Source organism: Alicyclobacillus dauci, assembly GCF_026651605.1.
GTDB lineage: Bacteria > Bacillota > Bacilli > Alicyclobacillales > Alicyclobacillaceae > Alicyclobacillus > Alicyclobacillus dauci.
Genome location: NZ_CP104064.1, coordinates 398,768 through 415,844 on the forward strand (window position 1 = coordinate 398,768; position 17,077 = coordinate 415,844).

Annotated in this window: 20 protein-coding genes; 18 read left to right on the top strand and 2 right to left on the bottom strand. The window is 52.9% G+C overall.

The genetic code is table 11. The annotated features are described in order from the left end of the window. The first annotated feature begins 7 nt into the window (after positions 1 to 7). The 4 genes from NZD86_RS01990 (at position 8) to NZD86_RS02005 (ending at position 1,491) form a co-directional block, all read left to right on the top strand. Positions 8 to 355, top strand: a complete 348-nt coding sequence (locus NZD86_RS01990) for a septum formation initiator family protein (protein ID WP_268044821.1) — start codon at positions 8 to 10, stop codon at positions 353 to 355. 134 nt (positions 356 to 489) lie between these two features. After that, entirely contained in the window at positions 490 to 960 is a 471-nt protein-coding gene (locus NZD86_RS01995) for a S1 domain-containing RNA-binding protein (protein WP_268044822.1), read from the top strand. Between the two features lie 144 nt (positions 961 to 1,104). Further along, the gene (locus tag NZD86_RS02000) at positions 1,105 to 1,299 is read left to right on the top strand and encodes a hypothetical protein (protein ID WP_268044823.1); all 195 of its coding nucleotides are present in this window, start codon (positions 1,105 to 1,107) and stop codon (positions 1,297 to 1,299) included. A 12-nt stretch (positions 1,300 to 1,311) separates the two neighbouring features. Then, complete coding sequence (locus NZD86_RS02005) at positions 1,312 to 1,491, top strand: hypothetical protein (protein WP_268044824.1); 180 nt, start codon at positions 1,312 to 1,314, stop codon at positions 1,489 to 1,491. Positions 1,492 to 1,638: 147 nt separating this feature from the next. On the opposite strand, the gene cmpA is transcribed toward NZD86_RS02005, so the two are convergent. Both cmpA and NZD86_RS02015 read right to left on the bottom strand, forming a co-directional pair. Further along, on the bottom strand, positions 1,639 to 1,749 hold the full coding sequence (gene cmpA, locus NZD86_RS02010; protein ID WP_268044825.1) for a cortex morphogenetic protein CmpA: 111 nt from the start codon (positions 1,747 to 1,749) through the stop codon (positions 1,639 to 1,641). Between the two features lie 101 nt (positions 1,750 to 1,850). Beyond that, positions 1,851 to 2,339, bottom strand: a complete 489-nt coding sequence (locus NZD86_RS02015; protein WP_268044826.1) for a ComE operon protein 2 — start codon at positions 2,337 to 2,339, stop codon at positions 1,851 to 1,853. Between the two features lie 184 nt (positions 2,340 to 2,523). Here NZD86_RS02015 and spoIIE point away from each other — a divergent pair, with 184 nt between their 5' ends. From spoIIE to lysS, 14 genes are all read left to right on the top strand, one after another. Continuing rightward, a complete protein-coding gene (gene spoIIE, locus NZD86_RS02020; RefSeq protein WP_268044827.1) occupies positions 2,524 to 4,983 on the top strand; it encodes a stage II sporulation protein E in 2,460 nt (819 codons plus the stop codon). A gap of 79 nt (positions 4,984 to 5,062) precedes the next feature. Further along, the gene (locus NZD86_RS02025) at positions 5,063 to 5,797 is read left to right on the top strand and encodes a vWA domain-containing protein (protein ID WP_268046755.1); all 735 of its coding nucleotides are present in this window, start codon (positions 5,063 to 5,065) and stop codon (positions 5,795 to 5,797) included. Next, positions 5,794 to 6,852, top strand: coding sequence for a protein kinase domain-containing protein (locus NZD86_RS02030; protein ID WP_268044828.1), 1,059 nt, complete (start codon positions 5,794 to 5,796; stop codon positions 6,850 to 6,852). The genes NZD86_RS02025 and NZD86_RS02030 overlap by 4 nt, the downstream gene beginning before the upstream one ends. Positions 6,853 to 6,912: 60 nt before the next feature. Then, positions 6,913 to 8,370: a tRNA lysidine(34) synthetase TilS gene (tilS, locus tag NZD86_RS02035; protein WP_268044829.1), complete on the top strand. Its 1,458-nt coding sequence runs from the start codon at positions 6,913 to 6,915 to the stop codon at positions 8,368 to 8,370. A 19-nt stretch (positions 8,371 to 8,389) separates the two neighbouring features. After that, positions 8,390 to 8,941 carry a hypoxanthine phosphoribosyltransferase gene (gene hpt, locus NZD86_RS02040; protein ID WP_268044830.1) on the top strand — a complete coding sequence of 184 codons (552 nt, stop codon included), beginning with the start codon at positions 8,390 to 8,392 and terminating at the stop codon, positions 8,939 to 8,941. An 80-nt stretch (positions 8,942 to 9,021) separates the two neighbouring features. Beyond that, on the top strand, positions 9,022 to 10,830 hold the full coding sequence (ftsH, locus tag NZD86_RS02045; protein ID WP_268044831.1) for an ATP-dependent zinc metalloprotease FtsH: 1,809 nt from the start codon (positions 9,022 to 9,024) through the stop codon (positions 10,828 to 10,830). A gap of 77 nt (positions 10,831 to 10,907) precedes the next feature. Next, positions 10,908 to 11,231, top strand: a complete 324-nt coding sequence (locus NZD86_RS02050) for a hypothetical protein (protein ID WP_268044832.1) — start codon at positions 10,908 to 10,910, stop codon at positions 11,229 to 11,231. 59 nt (positions 11,232 to 11,290) lie between these two features. Further along, complete coding sequence (locus NZD86_RS02055) at positions 11,291 to 12,076, top strand: type III pantothenate kinase (RefSeq protein ID WP_268044833.1); 786 nt, start codon at positions 11,291 to 11,293, stop codon at positions 12,074 to 12,076. Positions 12,077 to 12,088: 12 nt separating this feature from the next. Beyond that, positions 12,089 to 12,976 (top strand): Hsp33 family molecular chaperone HslO, encoded by an 888-nt coding sequence (gene hslO / locus NZD86_RS02060; RefSeq protein WP_268044834.1) that lies wholly within the window; start codon positions 12,089 to 12,091, stop codon positions 12,974 to 12,976. Positions 12,977 to 12,993: 17 nt separating this feature from the next. Beyond that, entirely contained in the window at positions 12,994 to 13,788 is a 795-nt protein-coding gene (gene folP, locus NZD86_RS02065) for a dihydropteroate synthase (RefSeq protein ID WP_268044835.1), read from the top strand. Then, positions 13,760 to 14,266, top strand: a complete 507-nt coding sequence (gene folK, locus NZD86_RS02070) for a 2-amino-4-hydroxy-6-hydroxymethyldihydropteridine diphosphokinase (RefSeq protein ID WP_268044836.1) — start codon at positions 13,760 to 13,762, stop codon at positions 14,264 to 14,266. The genes folP and folK overlap by 29 nt, the downstream gene beginning before the upstream one ends. Further along, the gene (locus tag NZD86_RS02075; RefSeq protein ID WP_268044837.1) at positions 14,247 to 14,474 is read left to right on the top strand and encodes a helix-turn-helix domain-containing protein; all 228 of its coding nucleotides are present in this window, start codon (positions 14,247 to 14,249) and stop codon (positions 14,472 to 14,474) included. The genes folK and NZD86_RS02075 overlap by 20 nt, the downstream gene beginning before the upstream one ends. A 192-nt stretch (positions 14,475 to 14,666) precedes the next feature. Further along, positions 14,667 to 15,143: a transcription elongation factor GreA gene (gene greA, locus NZD86_RS02080; RefSeq protein ID WP_268044838.1), complete on the top strand. Its 477-nt coding sequence runs from the start codon at positions 14,667 to 14,669 to the stop codon at positions 15,141 to 15,143. A 73-nt stretch (positions 15,144 to 15,216) separates the two neighbouring features. Then, on the top strand, positions 15,217 to 16,719 hold the full coding sequence (gene lysS / locus NZD86_RS02085; protein ID WP_268044839.1) for a lysine--tRNA ligase: 1,503 nt from the start codon (positions 15,217 to 15,219) through the stop codon (positions 16,717 to 16,719). Positions 16,720 to 17,077: the final 358 nt, after the last annotated feature.

The following is a 17,077-nucleotide window of genomic DNA, read 5'->3' on the forward strand; positions in this document are numbered from 1 at the left end:
CACGCCCGTGCATGCATATCGTCAACTCGGAAAGCCCGACGTCGGCCCACACGTTACTTCACGGAGAAAAAATCCACTGTTGCGCGTCCGGTATCTGGCCCTTGTCATCATCTGTGGATGGGCTGCGTTATACTACCTGCACACGGAACGACCCCAACTCATGAAACTGCAATTACAACATCAGCAGTTGCAGTCGCAATTGAGTCAAATGAAGGCCCAACAGCAATCGTTGGAGCAGGAAAAGCAACAATTGAATGATCCGTCGTATATTGAAAAGTATGCATCGAAGCATGATGGCATGAGCGCACCGGGTCAAATCCCGTTTGATTTGCAGCAGGGTAGTCCGCAAGGATAAGATTGACGTGACTGAGCCCGCAGTGACTCGGTCACATAATCATATCTTTTGTCTGACCCCATCGGCGATAACCCGGTGAGCATTTGGAATCATTATTTTACTCGTTTGACGCGAATAGGAGGAACGGCGTCTTTATGGCCATTGAGGTCGGCAGTAAGTTGACAGGTAAGGTAACAGGGATTACCCGTTTTGGAGCATTTGTTACGCTACCAGAAGGTGAAACCGGACTCGTCCACATCTCAGAGATATCGGATAGTTATGTAAAAGACGTGAATGATTTCTTGAAGGTTGATGATGAAGTAACCGTCAAGGTCATTAGTGTTGGTGCGGATGGGAAGATCGCATTGTCCATTCGAAAAGCTGTTGACACCCCTCAAGGTGCGCCTGGCCGTTCACACGGTGGGGATCGTGAATACGGCGGTGGTCGTGGTGGACACGGCGGTGGTCGTGGACACGGAGGTCATGGTGGTGGCCGTGGTGAGGCACGTCGGGGAAATTCGTTTGAGCAACTGATGAACCGATTTGTCAAAGACAGTGAGGAGCGTCTATCTGCGCTTCGCCGCAATGAATCGAAACGTGGCGGCCGTGGTGGTCGTAGAGGCTAACCTTTTGTTATACTCAGATTAACGCGAACCGGGACAGCGTTCTGCTGCCCGGTTTCGTTTTTGTCCGGCTTCTGAGTCCATCTGTTTGAGTTGTGACTCTTTCCTATAGGCGGGGCTGGCTTAAGCACTTTGAGGGGGATATGAATGTCTGAACCATACTATTTGGAGTATGAAATCACGACCGGTGAACGTTTCATTCTGCGTTTTGGCGATGAGAACGACCGCGATGGCTGTCATATTTCTCTTGATATGTACAAAGGCCAGCTGGGCCCTGTCGATGAAGCGGTTTTGGAGCGGATTTTGGCGAAGTTTCATGGTGAAGTGATGAGTCGACGTTAAGGGAGGACGCGCATGTTTGCGAATGTCCCATACTTTCACCCAGTACTTTTAACCATTTTTCTTTGCTTGTTTGTTGCGATGATGGTTTTCACGATGGTTTGGAGCAATCGACGAGGACGACTGGGCGCTTCTTTGTGGTTGCTCGTGGCGGGGTCAATCTTTGTGCTCGTGACCGTCGTTGCGGCCACTTAGACGTCGACCCTTGGTCGAATATATATACGTGGGCTATCTGAACGTGAGAAGCTGCCCCCCAAGTCGATATTCGATCGACTCAAGGGGCAGCCCGTTTCCCTAGAGGACTTGTCATAGAAAAATCAGTTGTAGACGATGACCATGACGCTAAGCTCGACTGTTACGGTATCGGAAGAAAGCTTGATTGAGCATTTGAACGGACTTCCTGTCGCGATTCTGGAACGCCCGCCTGAGTTGACTCCGCAGCCATTCTGGCATTCCATTCACCTCGCCTCATGCACTTTTCCCCTGGAATACAGGTTTTGCTTTAGTCTACGCAGATATGGGCGTTTGTGCCCCGCGAACAACCCTACAATCCGTCAAATTTCTTCGCCGTTCGGGTGGATTAGCCATTCCAATTCACTCTTCACTTGCCGAATATTTACCCCAGCCGTCTGAAGAAGCTCCTGTGCGTACGCATCAGGTCGATAAACGGTTTCGTAGAAAATGTTTTGAATGCCCGCCTGGATGATGCTCTTCGTACAGTGAAGGCACGGCAGGTGCGTGACATAAAGGTCTGCGCCTTCTGTCGCGATGCCAAAGCGTGCGCACTGCAGAAGCGCATTCTGTTCCGCGTGAATCGCTCGAACGCAGTGACCGTCTACGACTTTACACCCCACATCCAGACAGTGTTCGTCATGATTGATGCTGCCGTTATAGCCACTTGCAATCATGCGCTTGTCGCGAACAATGACGCATCCGACCGATAATCGTGTGCATGTCGATCTCAACGCCATCACCCGACTCTGAGACGCAAAGAACGCATCCCAGCTCAATCGGTGGTTCGGTGTTCGTTCTGTTTGGTGCATGGAAACGCCTCCGTTTATAAGAGTGTGAAGTCGCTCATTGCGGTATCCATCCGATGGATAGACAAGTGCGAAGGGCATCACAAATTGTCGGAATATTTATCTGGAAGGTTGACGTCGTTTGACAAATTACTCGGCATAACCTTCGTATAATGGCCATACACATTAACCGGAAGGAGCCTGTGTCATGGCGCAAATATCCCTGACGCACAAAAGTGCTAAGGAGAATCGGACAAGTTCTAAGGTCATTCCTCTTCCACGTTGGACGTGGCATGCTTGGCGACGTGTTGCCGTCCTCATAGCCATCGGCTTTTTATTGGGCCGAGCCAACATTGAGCACGCGGTTTCCCCGTTCGGACTCGCTTATTTCGCAGTTCTATCAGAAGTCGCGGGGCGTAAGAAAGCGTGGCCTGCCTACTTCGCTGTTCTCGGAGCGCTGACTGTCGACGGAACCACAGGCGGTCTCCTGATGCTCCTGCAGCTAGTCCTTTATCGTGTTGCCCGTCGGTATATATTTCGAAAGAAGTTGCCCGACTTGCACTTCGTTCCCATCACGGCGGGAATCGTATCCCTGGTCTCCAGACTGGCTATGGTTGGCACGGTCTGGACCAAGTATGACGTCCTCATTGCCCTCGCCCAAGGAGCCCTTGTCACCATCTTAGCGCTCATCTTCGTTCAATGCATGAACCTTTTTGTCGGTGGTGAACAGACAAGGACGCTGAAATACGAGCAGATCATCAGTGTGGTGATCTTAGTTGCGTCTGTCGTGATGGGATTTGTCGGACTGCACGTTCACGGTGTGGAACTGGCGGCTGTAGCTATCGATTGGCTCATTCTGGTCATGACGTGCGGAGGGATCGGAATCAGTGCAGCGGGTGCCATTGTCGTGAGTATGCTCACACTCTTGAATCACCAGGCCTCGTTGACTCAAGTCGCCATTCTCGGGTTCGCCGGATTGCTCGGTGGATTGTTGCGTGACACAAATCGTTTCTTCGTCAGTCTGTCCTTTATGTTGAGCACAACCGTGTTGACTGCCACATACGCCCATTCGTATCAGCCACTTCTCATGAACCTGTTGGCCTCTGCGGTGGCCTCGGTTTTCTATTTTCTCACGCCGAAACGTCTCGAGAACGAGTTGCGAAGCTATGTGCCTGGTACCCGTGAACATACGCAGTCGGAGCGGGATCGAGTACAACGTGTGAACGCCCTGTTGACGGAAAAAATTCATGAGGTGAGCCAGGTTTTCGATGAACTGTCAAAATCATTCGCGGATACGGGAGAAAACGAGTATACGGCGGCGCAACATCTTGTGACGCAGATCGTTTCGGCAACATCGCAGAGCGTTTGCGCACTGTGTCCTCGGCGCGCGAAATGCTGGGACAAGGAGAGTATGCAAACGTATCATGCAATGGCCAACACCCTGCGGAATATCGAGAGTGCCGGTGGACGAAAGGCTGTCCCGAGTGCGGAGATGAGGGACAGGTGCGTGCGTCTCGATCCGCTCATGAACACACTCCGGTACAACCTGGACGTGACCAATCGCGACGCAAAGTGGATGAAAAAGCTTCGTGAGCAGCGGTCACTGCTCTCCGCACAGTTGTCGGGCGTTGCGTCGGTCGTTGGAGCGATGGCCAAAGAGCTCGACGAAGAGAATAAGTCTTCACTATCAGATGAAGAGCAAATCATCGGGGCGCTCGAGCAGTTGGGGCTGTACGTGGATGATGTTCACATTGTGAGTTTGGAGCCGGGGAAGGTCGAGATCGAAATCACGCAACCGACGGAGGGAGCTTACGAGAACTCGGCACGGATGATAGCACCCTTGTTGTCGGGGATTCTCGGTGAGCACATCAGTGTCTCCCAAGTGCAAAGTGAAAACGGAGGCGGTCCCTGCACAAGTGTCTTTGCTTCGGCCCGGTTGTTTCAAGTCAACACTGCCGTTGCCACTGCTGCCCGGGATGGGCGCATCGTCTCGGGGGACACGCATACCAGTGTCGATCTCGGCAACGGCCGCTACACTGTCGCCGTCAGTGATGGCATGGGCAACGGAGAACGTGCCCGGCGGGAGTCAAAAGCTGCGATCGATCTGCTGAAGAAGCTCATGAAGGCCGGATTCGACGAAAAGCTAGCCATCCGTACGGTGAACTCCACCCTGCTCCTGCGGTCACGTGATGAAATGTTCACAACCCTCGACATGGCGCTCATTGATTTGTTTAACGCGAAGGCCGAATTCTTGAAGATTGGTTCAGCACCGAGCTTCATCAAACGAGGGAACGAGGTGATTGAAGTCACGGGCAGCAATGTGCCCATCGGCATCCTGCAAGACATCGAGGTACAGTCGGTGGAACAACAACTACAAGCAGGTGACATCCTCATCCTGATGTCTGACGGATTATACGATGCCCCGCCGCACAATTATGACAGTGACACATGGCTGCGAACTGTCATCAGCAAGCTCGAGACAAAGACCCCGCAGGACATCGCGGACATGCTCATTGAGACAGCCGTTCGTATGAATCACGGCAGCATCCGCGATGACATGACTGTCGTCGTGGCCGTCATCGAGCACCACGAGCAGGAGTGGGCCGCCATTAAATTACCGAGTGTTCCAAGCCTCCGCAAGGCGAATAAGCGTCGCCGCGGCGCGTGATGCCAGCCTGGATTGCCTGGCGGAGCACCTGAATGAACCTCTCTTCTCTCGTCCATACTGGAGATAGAACAATATGGAGGTGGGAAGATTGAGTAAAGAGGCGACAATCCGCCAGATTCTCGTAATCACTGATGGGTGTTCAAATATTGGAGACGATCCGATCGAGGCCGCAGCTCGAGCGCACCAGAGAGGCATTGTGGTCAATGTGGTCGGTGTCGTGGATAAAGGTGACATGGGCGGACAAGGAAGAGACGAGGCCATGTCCATCGCTGACGCCGGTGGTGGGATGTGCCGGATCGTTCATCCAGTGGACCTTTCAGCGACGGCGCAGATGATGACCCACCAAACGATGCAGATGACACTCCAGCAGGTCGTCAACCAAGAATTGCTTTCCGTCATGGGTAAGACGACAGAGGAACTGCCGCCAGCGGAACGGAGCCGGGTGATGCAGGTGGTTGATAAACTTGAGGAAGAAGTTGCGCTGCAACTGGTGGTCGCCATCGACATGAGCGCAAGCATGAAGGAGAAAATACCGACGGTTCGTGAAGCCGTACGCGATCTCGCCCTGTCCCTCCAAGTGCGCGTCGGACGCGCTCAAGTTGCCGTACTGTCCTTTCCCGGACAAGGTGATGCGCCAACCAAGTTGATTCAAGGATTCGCGGAGCAGGTGGATATGCAGGAGATGGAAATGTCCCTGCAAGCACGCGGCGGTACACCCACGGGTCCCGCTATTGACCACGCTGTCGAACTCATGATGAACGAGCGGCTGACTCATCGCGACGACATAGATGGCCCAAGGCGCGATTTCGCATGATGCTTTCGGCACAAGTTCCCCTGTCTCGGGGACTGCGGATCACAGGAAAATGGACGAAAAACGAATGGACGGTGCTGTCGTGCCTTGGAATTGGGGCAAACGGTGCCGTCTACTCTGTTCGGCAACAGGGTGGCGAACAGGTAGCCATGAAGGTCTGCTCCGATGCAGGTGCAGTGGCGTTCGAGTGGGGACTTCTCGAACGGATGGCCAAAGCGGGTACCGCGTTTCCGAAACCACATTGCATTGATGACAGCGCAAACCAGTCTGCGCTGTACTTTTATGTCATGGAGCAAGTGGGCGGTCGTCCTCTGATCGAAGCGTGGCCACGATTGTCGACCCGGGACGCGGTACGCGTTCTGATCGGTATCGGCTACGGACTACGCGATTTGCACGCTTCTGGCCACGCGTTTTGCGATATCAAACCACAGAACGTCCTGGTCGACGTGGGGAAGACGCAGTGTGTTCGTTTCGTCGACGTGGGCGGTGTTACACCCTTTGGCCGATCCGTTCGCCAATTCACCCCCACATCTGACTGTGCGTACTGGGGATTTGGCGAACGACGAGCGAGTGCAGCTTATGATATCGCCGCGGTGATGTTGACTGTGACCTGTCTTCAATCACCGCCCCCACCAAACCTTTCGCAGTGGACGGTAGAGCGGCGCAAGGCCTGGTTGCAACGCGCCGTTCGCGCGACGGGAGACAGCGCATGGCGCGGTTTGGCCGAGGACGCGATTCAAGGCAAACTACAGGCGGCCGACGAATTCATCCGCCGACTTTACGTCCTGGCCAAGTACCCACCTGCCCCGCAGCAACCGCGACGTGCTGCCACTAGTTCCTCAGGTGGACGCCGCATGACATCCGTGCCGCCGAGTACAGCAATGTCCGGAGCCAAGTCGGGACATATGGGACAGACGTCTGCCATTCCCAAGCGGACTCGAAATCGTCAGGCTGCCCGGGCCGGAGGCGATTGGACCGAGCGCTTTATGTGGATATCCTTGACGTGCGCCATCGTTTCGACAGCCGGTGCATGGGCCGTTTACTTTCGATGGTTATGAGGATGTTCTTTTGTTTGATAAGATAAATCTAGTCCATCCGGGTCGGAGTGAGGCAGAAGGATGCAACTAGAATTAGACGTCAAACGGCTGATTGACCGATACATCGCCACAAATCATTCTATCGTCGCCGGTGTCTCCGGCGGTGTCGATTCCATGGTCCTGTTGTATTGTCTTAGGCAACTTGCGGAACGGGTGGATCGACTGAGTTCGCTGCTCATCGTCCACGTCCACCATGGGTTGCGAGAAACTGCGGATCGTGATGCTGAATTTGTTCACGACTATTGCCAGAAGTCCGGGATACCCGTTCGCATCGAGCGCGTTCACGTACCAACTGAGCAAGGCATCGGTCTCGAAGCCGCAGCGCGAGATGTGCGCTATAAGGCACTCGTTTCCGCTGCTAAAGCGTGTTCAAACGCGGTTATCGCGCTCGCGCACCACGAGGACGATCAAATTGAGACGTTCATGTTGCGCTGGCTGCGCGGAACCGGCCTCCACGGACTGGGCAGCATGAGGCGCGTGGGCGAACGTGAGGGCGTGCCTCTCCTGAGACCGTTGCTTCATACTAGTAGAGGTGCCATCGAGGAGTTTGCACGCGCTCACGACATTCCGCACATTGAAGATGAGAGCAACCAGGATGATCGATATGTTCGCAACTATTTGCGTCATCAGGTGATTCCTAAGCTCAGGTCAGTCCAGTCCGATTTGGGCCCCGTCACGTCGCGGCTGACGGAGTATTTGCAGGCGGACGATGACTTTTTGCACATGGAGGCAAAGGCCCTATGTGAACAAATGGTGAGCGAACGGACAGACTTGCACGTACGAATTGATTTACCTCGACTTGTGCATGCCCATGTTTCTTTACAACGACGAGCGATTCACATACTATTGAATTGTTTCGCGTCAACAGGTTGGTCACATCGTCACGTCCAAGCGGTTTTGCAGCTTGCCCAGCACGATGAAAGTCCTTCCGCATCGATTCAGCTCCGCAAAGGTCTCTCGGCATGGCGGAGCTATGACAGTTTGTACATAGGGTTTGACATGGTTACCGAGAGAGCAGAACCTGAGACGTGGGTTTGGAACCTATATGAAGAGGCGAGATTCCAAATCATAAGGAAACAAATGCACTGGCATTTCCGTGCTGTACAGCTGAGTCAATCAGTTGACACTGTGCATAGAAATGGCGGTTTGTGGCGACTCTTATTGCCACCCGTCTCGTCGGTTCAAATTCGATGTGGTGAGCCCCGCGCGTTACGTGTTCGGCCCCTCGGCCTCGGAGGCTCCAAGAAGTTACAGGACGTCTTCACAGACAAAAAGATTCCACGTCTTTTTCGATCCGATTGGCCAATCATCTATATTGATGATGACATAGCGTGGATTCCTGGGGTCGTCCGCACTGAAATGCACACCATTCATCCTAGTGAAGCGCGTGGATGGGTCATTTTGGCACATCTTGGTCGCGGATCTTGTGAAGAAATGAGGACATTGTCGTCCAACATGCAACGTATGATAAGGGAATAACACGGTTTAGGAGGCACCTATGCACCCCGACGTAGAACGCATCTTATTCGATGAACAGACCATTCTTGCGAAAGTGGAACAACTTGGTGCGCAGTTGAGTTCAGACTACCGTGACAAGAATCCACTTTTTATCTGTATTCTGAAAGGCGCAACGCTGTTTATGGCAGATCTAGTCAAGCGCGTTGAAGTTCCGATGGAAATGGACTTCATGGCCATTTCGAGTTATGGGGCATCGTCCCAGTCGTCCGGTGTTGTCCGCATTTTGAAAGATCTAGAGCGTCCCATCGAAGGACGGCACGTTGTCATTGTGGAAGACATCGTAGACACAGGACTTACTTTGAAGTACTTGCAAGACACATTAATCCACCGCAGGGCTGCATCTGTGCGCATCGTTTCTCTGTTCGACAAACCAAGCGGACGGAAAGTTGATATTGTGCCGGATTACTACGGTTTTACCGTGCCAAATGCCTTCATTGTCGGTTATGGATTAGATTATGCAGAGCAATACCGCAATCTACCATTTGTGGGTGTATTGAAATCTGACATCTATTCGACAAGCGAAACGGACTGACGGGGTGGGCCTGTCCTCGACTAGGAAGGGCCTTGCGTGTATGGTACAATATTCCCGCCATAACCGAGAGGAGGTAAGGCATGAACAAGTTTTACCGGAGTATCGTTTTTTACGTACTCATCTTGTTAGCGATCATCGGTGTCGTGCAATATCTGACAGGGTCAGATCATTCGCGCAAGCTGATACCATACAGTCAATTTGTCACGGACGTCAAAGGTGGGCAAGTTGTCGATCAGGTACACGTCACACCCGAAGGTCTGACAGCCACTATAGATGGTTCGCTGAAAAATGGTGACAAGTTTGAAACACGGGCGCTCTATGACGACAACCTGCAACCCTTGCTAACGAACAACAACGTGAAATTTGATGTTTCACCGCAGCCGAAAGCAAGCGTTTGGATTCAGTTCTTGGAATCGGTTGTCCCGTTTGTCTTCCTCTTCATCCTCATGTTCTTCCTGTTTAATCAGGCGCAGGGTGGTGGAAGTCGTGTCATGAACTTCGGCAAGAGCCGGGCACGACTGTACTCGGAAGAGAAACGAAAAGTGACCTTCGCTGATGTTGCAGGTGCAGATGAGGAAAAGGATGAGCTCATCGAGATCGTTGACTTTCTCAAGGATCCGAAGCGGTTTTCAGCGTTGGGTGCACGGATTCCGAAGGGTGTTTTGCTAGTCGGACCCCCAGGTACAGGTAAAACACTGCTAGCCCGAGCAGTGGCTGGTGAAGCGGGCGTTCCTTTCTTTAGCATCAGTGGTTCGGACTTCGTGGAAATGTTCGTCGGCGTCGGCGCTTCGCGCGTCCGTGACCTGTTCGAAAACGCGAAGAAAAACGCGCCGTGTATCATCTTTATCGACGAGATCGACGCAGTGGGCCGCCATCGTGGTGCTGGTCTGGGCGGTGGACACGATGAACGCGAGCAGACGTTGAACCAATTGCTCGTTGAAATGGACGGCTTCTCAGCCAACGAAGGCATCATCATCATCGCGGCAACGAACAGGCCGGACATTCTGGACCCGGCATTGCTTCGGCCGGGACGAATGGATCGTCAGATCATCGTGAACCGTCCAGACGTCAAAGGGCGCGAAGAGATTCTCAAGGTTCACGCGAGGAACAAGCCGTTCGCCAAAGACATCCGCATGGATGTCATCGCCAAGCGCACACCTGGGTTTACGGGTGCGGACTTGGAGAACGTCCTCAACGAAGCTGCTTTGCTTGCTGCACGGAAGCGTGAACGCGAAATCGACAACAAGGATATCGATGAGGCAATTGACCGTGTCATGGCCGGACCGGAAAAACGCAGTCGAGTCATCAGTGACCACGAGCGTCGACTGGTGGCTTTCCACGAAGCGGGCCACGCCGTTGTCGGGTTCTTCCTGCAGAATGCGGAAACTGTGCATAAAGTGACCATCATTCCCCGTGGTATGGCTGGTGGGTATACGGTGACGCTGCCTAAGGAAGATCGATTCTTTATCACGCGTAAAGAAATGCTTGATCGCATTTGTGGACTCTTGGGCGGCCGAGTGGCGGAAGAGATTGTTCTGGGCGAAATCAGCACAGGCGCTTCGAACGACTTGGAACGTGTCACGGGCATTGCTCGCCAGATGATTACCGAATACGGTATGAGTGAACGCCTGGGGCCGATGCAGTACGGCAGTCGTCAAGGTGGCCAAGTGTTCTTGGGTAAGGACTTGCAGGGCGAGGCGAACTACAGTGACCAGGTCGCTTTTGAAATTGACCAAGAGATGAAGGACATTGTAGAGAACTGTCATGAACGGACGCGTAAGATCCTGACTGACAAGCGCGATCGCCTGGATGCACTGGCAAATCGATTGCTGGAAAAGGAAACGGTTGACGAGGAAGAAATTCGCGAGATTATGCTCGCTAACGAGTAAATTAATCTTTTCACCCCCCGAGTCACAGACTTGGGGTTTTTTTGTTAAAATATACTGAGACAAATGAGACAGTTGACGTGTACGAAGCCTTGACGGCAAATCGCGTCTATCGAAAAGCGATGTTGCCTCACGACGCTTTAAAGATTATCCTCGACGACGAAGGCAGAGGTTTAGCGTCGTCCAGTGTGAAAGCATTCATGGAGACCATTTCCGTGTATCCACTCGGGATGTCAGTCCGTTTATCGAACGGTGACGCGGCTGTCGTCATTAAACCGTCAGCCTACAATGATCAGTTTCCTATCGTGAGAGCGATCGAAAATGAGCGTGGAGAACCGATTCAACCATATGAGCTGAATTTGGCAGAGTCAGACGACGTCAACATTGTCACGTGTGAGACCTAATCGTGATTAAAAACGCGCAGTTGGCAATCTGACAATCTTCGTTTAAGGCGGGAAAATTCATGGATGTTCTGCTCGTGCTCGATGTTGGCAATACAAACACGAGCGTTGGCCTTTTTCACGGGAAGCAGTTAACGTCCAGTTGGCGACTAAAAACTGACCATCGTGCGACTTCTGATGATATCGGACTCAAACTGGAGTTGCTCCTCAACCGTGTCGGCGAGGAGAACCAGGTAATTGGGTGCATCGTAAGCTGTGTTGTACCACCACTCGTTCATCCGATTGTTCAGTCCATCACAACCTACTTTGACACACCCCCCCTCATTGTTGGCCCCGGCATTCGCACCGGTATTCCCATTCGCTACGAGGATCCGCGTGAGTTGGGAGCGGATCGTATTGCGAATGCTGTCGCAGCGGTAGCAAAGTATCAGAGGCCGACCATCATTCTCGATCTCGGCACAGCCACGACCCTTTCCGTCATCGATGATCGAGGTCAATATCTCGGAGGTGCCATCGCTCCCGGGGCGATGGTCGCTGCTGACGCCTTGTTTACCTCCGCATCGAGGCTCCCGCAAGTCGAAACGACATGGCCGGACAGGCTGGTTCAACGGAATACAGTGCTCAGCATGCAGGCGGGAATTTTGTACGGTGCTGCGGCAATGGTGGACGGGCTGGTACGAAAGGCGAAGCAGGAGTATGATCTAACTTTCACAACGATTGCCACGGGCGGCGTGTCAAACTTGCTAGCGGATCACCTGGAAGAAGTTGACGATGTACTCCCTTACTTGACATTGGAAGGGTTACGCATACTGTGGGAACGAAATTCAACAAAGTTACGGACATCTTGAGGAGGCTAACGTGTGAACAGAGATAAAGTCATTCGGGCCACGGCGCGTGAGGGCCGTGTCCGGTTGTTTGCGTGCTTAACAACGAACTTGGTTGCTGAGTTGCAACGTCGGCACGATACTTGGCCGGTTGCAACGGCTGCACTTGGCCGGACGGCTTCCATTGCTGCCATGATGGCGAAGATGCTAAAAAATGAAGAGAGCATCACTATTAAAGTAGACGGAGACGGCCCACTCGGCCAGATTTGGGTCGATGCCAAACCTGACGGTCAGGTGCGAGGTTATGTCGATGAGCCGCATGTGGATCTACCTCTGAATGATAAAGGTAAGTTGGATGTGGGTGGTGCGGTAGGAAGTGGTCAGTTATACGTCATTCGGGACACGGGTCTTCGCGACTACTACACAAGCAGCAGTGATATACAGTCCGGGGAAATCGGGGACGATTTCACGTATTACTTTGTCGTCTCGGAGCAGACGCCGTCGGCCGTCGGTGCAGGTGTTCTCGTTGGAACGGACTACAGTCCCATCGTTGCGGGCGGCTTTATTATGCAGCTGATGCCGGGGCACACGGACGCGGATATCGACTACTTAGAAGAGAGACTGCAGGAGATTCCCAGCATCACGAATTTCCTTCGCGACAACCCATCCGCTGAAGCACTCGTGCTTACCCTCGCGCCGGATGCGCAGATTCTCAGTATGGATGACGTGGAGTTCCGGTGCCGTTGTTCATATGACAGGTTGAGTCGCGTACTTGTCAGTATCGGCCGTGACGAGTTAGTCTCACTTCGGGACGAGCAGGGAAAAGCCGAGCTCATCTGTCACTTCTGCGGGAACGTGTACGAGTTTAGCCGCCAAGACCTGGATGACATGATAGCGGGCATTGACGCAGGTGAACAAGTGTGAACGGCAGGCAAGCGGTCATGGCTAAATGTAGTGTGATGGGAATTCTCAACGTGACGCCCGATTCATTTTCGGACGGGGGAAGATACACTGATGTTGCAGCTGCCATCGCCAGGGCGGAAGAAATGGTGGCAGACGGTGCTGATATCATTGACGTTGGTGCTGAAAGTACGAGACCTGGCTATGTGCCCGTCGATCCGGACGTGGAATGGGCGCGACTGAACCCCGTCCTGCAGCACCTGGTCGCACATAGCCCTGTTCCTATATCGGTGGATACATATCACGCAGAAACCGCCGCTCGGTGCATCGACATCGGTGTGCAGATCATCAATGACATTTCAGCGTGTGCCGACAACAGAATGATAGCCGTTGTGAGGGATTCAGACGCGAAATACGTCTTTATGCACAACAGGAGGACAACGCTAGCGAGCCTCCCTGTCGAGGCCATTGTATCGGAAACAGCGCTTGGTGTTGATCGCCTTCTTGATGGTGGCGTTCGGCCAGAGCAAATCATTGTCGATCCAGGCGTTGGTTTCGCCAAAACTCAAGCGCAAAATTTGGCGTGTATTCGCGAAATTGACCAATTCGGTCATCTTGGGTACCCTGTCCTCTTGGGAACAAGTCGCAAACGAGTGATTGCCAATGTCCTTGATGTGCCAGTCGATGAACGGTTGGAGGGATCTCTGGCCACCGTCGCGTATGGCGCTCTACACGGTGTACACATTGTGCGCGTGCACGATGTGAAGGAGACGGCTCGTTTATGCCGAATGTTGGAGGCGGTAACTCATGTGCCCACGAGGGGACAAGAGAAATGAGGTGTACATCGGGATCGGATCAAACATGGGACACCGGATTGCCTACTTGCACACAGCCGTGCAATCCATCGGGCAGCAGCTTGGGCCGGTCACCTGCTCGGCCGTTTACGAAACAAATCCGGTAGGCTACACCGACCAGCCGAAGTTTCTCAATATGGTTGTGCGAGTCGATACGGGCCATAGTCCTCGAGAAGTGTTCCGCGTGCTGCAAGGGATTGAGCAGGAGGCGCACCGCAAACGGGATATCCGCTTTGGTCCACGTACACTCGATCTCGACGTTCTACTATATAATTATTCTTACTTCTGTTTTTCGGATTTACAGATTCCGCATGCCCGAATGTGGTCGCGGGCGTTTGTTTTAGTCCCGCTCGCGGATCTTGCGCCGGATCGGAGAGGACTCAGCGGAAAAAGCGTCAGCACCATGGCAGAGGAGCTCAGGCAGAAAGACGAGGTGCGCTATGTCGGACGTTTTTGGTAGAAAAATGCGAGCGTATCGAAAATTAAAGCACATGACCCAGATCGAACTGGCGGATCACCTAGGCGTCAGCGTTGCCATTGTCGGTTCTCTTGAACGCGGGACCCGCACCCCGACGCCACAGATCATTCGTCGCCTCACGGAATTGTTGCAAGTGACCGAGGAAGAACTATTCGGAGAAGCGGATAGACCTTCGGATGACACCCAGTGATTCACTTACTTGAGCGGCTTCTTTCGTTGACAATGTGTGGGGGCGTCACTATAATGGCGCATAGACGTTTTTGTGCCTAAACTTCCCGGGCTGTGATGCCCGTCGGATCTCGGACTCGTATGATGCCGCATGGCGTGTACGCTTCATGCATATGTATTGGTTCGACTGGTCTTGAAAAGGAGCGAAATATAGATGGCTGAAAAGGAAGTTCTATTAACGCCCGAAGGGTTGAAAAAACTTGAAGACGAGCTTGAGAACTTAAAGAGCGTGAAGCGACGCGAAGTGGCTGAACGAATCAAGTTGGCCATTAGCTACGGAGATATCAGTGAAAACTCAGAATATGAGGATGCAAAGAATGAGCAAGCGTTTATCGAAGGACGCATCATGACCCTTGAGAAAATGCTTCGAAATGCACGTATTATCAATGAAGATGAAGTGGATACCGATGTCGTCAGCGTGGGCTCTACGGTCTTATTAAAGGATGTTGAGTTCGACGAGGATGTCAAATACACCATTGTTGGCTCCGCTGAAGCAAATCCGGCAGAAAATAAAATTTCCAACGAATCTCCGGTTGGACGAGCACTGCTGGGCAAGAGCGTCGGGTCCGTTGTGGAAGTCAACGTTCCGGCAGGGACAATCCAGTTCAAAATTCTAGACATCAAACGATAACGTTTTCATTCTGAATGAGCGTGAGATGACCGGACGAGGCACCCCCTCGTCCGTTTACATTGGAGAGGTGACTATGGAGGAGCAGGATTTAATTCAAAATCGGATTGACAAGATGAATGAGATGCGTGCGAAAGGCATCGATCCCTTCGGCCATCGCTACGAAGTCACACACCATGCCGCAGATGTGATCACGTTCGGCGAAGGCAAGGACAAGGAACAGCTCGAGGCACTTGGTCAAAGGGTTCGGATCGCCGGCCGATTAATGGTCCGTCGTGGGCATGGGAAAGCGTCATTCGGCGTCCTCAACGACCGGACAGGAAACATCCAAATCTACGCCAAGGTCGATGTGCTCGGCGAGGAAGAGTACGCCAACTTCCGCTTGTTGGACCTTGGAGATTTTATCGGGATCGAGGGAACGGTGTTCAGGACGAATCGTGGCGAAATCACGGTTTTGGCTGAAAAGCTTGATATCTTGTCCAAGTCCCTTCGCCCACTGCCGGAGAAGTGGCATGGGTTGAAGGACGTTGAGACCCGGTACCGTCAGCGCTACCTGGACCTCATCGTCAATCCCGAGGTTCGCGAGATCTTTATCGCTCGATCGAAGATTGTACAAGCCATTCGCCAGTACCTCGACGATCGCGACTATCTGGAAGTGGAAACACCCACTCTGCACGCCATTGCCAGTGGCGCTCACGCTCGACCATTCTTGACGCACCACAACGCGCTGGACATGGATCTGCACCTGCGCATTGCCATTGAGTTGCACCTCAAGCGACTCATCGTCGGCGGGCTTGAACGCGTCTACGAAATTGGACGCGTGTATCGCAACGAGGGCGTCTCCACTCGCCACAACCCGGAGTTCACCATGCTGGAGCTGTACCAGGCATACGCCGACTTCCACGACATCATGGACTTGACCGAGGGCATGATCCGCTACGCCGCACAGAAGGTTTCAGGTACGCTTCATTTGAAATACGGCGAGTGGGATATTGATCTTGAGTCACCCTGGCGTCGCGCCCACATGGCGGACCTCATTCAAGAACACACTGGCGTCGACTTCCGCGCCGTCACATCCGATGAGAAAGCGCGCAAACTCGCACACGATCACGGCATCCAAATCGGCCAACACATGACCTACGGTCACATTCTGAATGAGTTCTTCGAGCAACGCGTCGAGGAGAAGCTCATTCAACCGACATTTGTCTACGGTCACCCGGTCGAAATTTCGCCCCTGGCGAAGAAAAGTGCGCAAGACCCGCGGTTCACGGATCGCTTCGAGTTGTTCATCGTAGCCCGCGAACACGGAAACGCGTTCAGCGAGTTAAACGATCCAATCGACCAACGCGAACGCTTCGTCGCTCAACTGAAGGAACGTGAAGCGGGTAACGACGAAGCACAGGACTTAGACGAAGACTTCCTGACAGCACTCGAACACGGTATGCCCCCAACGGGCGGTCTGGGAATTGGCATAGATAGACTGGTCATGCTCCTCACTGGTCAGCCATCGATTCGTGATGTCCTGTTGTTCCCGCTCATGCGCGAACGCGCTGAGGCCCGCAACGATGACGCCGAATAAACGTCTAAACATAACGCAGCCCGTCGGATTCCGGCGGGCGTTTTTGCGCCTTCCTCGAAATCCCAGTACCAAATTTGCATATTGTATTTGACTTGAGATAGGGTCGCGTGATATATTAACGGACGTCGCTTCTGACGCTTCTCTTTCAGAACGACCTAATATACCGCGTCACTGGCGCATTTGTTCGCGGTTCGGTTTGCGAATTGAGTTGGATAGCTTGTCTCAGATAGATGAGCTTCGATAGTTCACTCGGAGACACGGAACGCGAGAGCGAATGCAGAACTTACCAGTGACAATGGACATCGATTCATGGTATATTATTTCTCGCCGCTTCGACGGCACTGATTGATTTGGTTCC

Excerpts from the sequence above, each read along its gene's own strand:
- lysS (WP_268044839.1), top strand. The coding sequence starts at position 15,217 with ATGGAGGAGCAGGATTTAATTCAAAATCGGATTGACAAGATGAATGAG.
- hpt (WP_268044830.1), top strand. The coding sequence starts at position 8,390 with ATGCACCCCGACGTAGAACGCATCTTATTCGATGAACAGACCATTCTT.
- cmpA (WP_268044825.1), bottom strand. The coding sequence starts at position 1,749 with ATGCCAGAATGGCTGCGGAGTCAACTCAGGCGGGCGTTCCAGAATCGC.
- ftsH (WP_268044831.1), top strand. The coding sequence starts at position 9,022 with ATGAACAAGTTTTACCGGAGTATCGTTTTTTACGTACTCATCTTGTTA.
- spoIIE (WP_268044827.1), top strand. The coding sequence starts at position 2,524 with ATGGCGCAAATATCCCTGACGCACAAAAGTGCTAAGGAGAATCGGACA.
- NZD86_RS02075 (WP_268044837.1), top strand. The coding sequence starts at position 14,247 with ATGTCGGACGTTTTTGGTAGAAAAATGCGAGCGTATCGAAAATTAAAG.
- NZD86_RS01995 (WP_268044822.1), top strand. The coding sequence starts at position 490 with ATGGCCATTGAGGTCGGCAGTAAGTTGACAGGTAAGGTAACAGGGATT.
- NZD86_RS02055 (WP_268044833.1), top strand. The coding sequence starts at position 11,291 with ATGGATGTTCTGCTCGTGCTCGATGTTGGCAATACAAACACGAGCGTT.
- NZD86_RS02030 (WP_268044828.1), top strand. The coding sequence starts at position 5,794 with ATGATGCTTTCGGCACAAGTTCCCCTGTCTCGGGGACTGCGGATCACA.
- folP (WP_268044835.1), top strand. The coding sequence starts at position 12,994 with ATGGCTAAATGTAGTGTGATGGGAATTCTCAACGTGACGCCCGATTCA.
- NZD86_RS02000 (WP_268044823.1), top strand. The coding sequence starts at position 1,105 with ATGTCTGAACCATACTATTTGGAGTATGAAATCACGACCGGTGAACGT.
- greA (WP_268044838.1), top strand. The coding sequence starts at position 14,667 with ATGGCTGAAAAGGAAGTTCTATTAACGCCCGAAGGGTTGAAAAAACTT.
- NZD86_RS02005 (WP_268044824.1), top strand. The coding sequence starts at position 1,312 with ATGTTTGCGAATGTCCCATACTTTCACCCAGTACTTTTAACCATTTTT.
- folK (WP_268044836.1), top strand. The coding sequence starts at position 13,760 with ATGTGCCCACGAGGGGACAAGAGAAATGAGGTGTACATCGGGATCGGA.
- tilS (WP_268044829.1), top strand. The coding sequence starts at position 6,913 with ATGCAACTAGAATTAGACGTCAAACGGCTGATTGACCGATACATCGCC.
- NZD86_RS02015 (WP_268044826.1), bottom strand. The coding sequence starts at position 2,339 with ATGCACCAAACAGAACGAACACCGAACCACCGATTGAGCTGGGATGCG.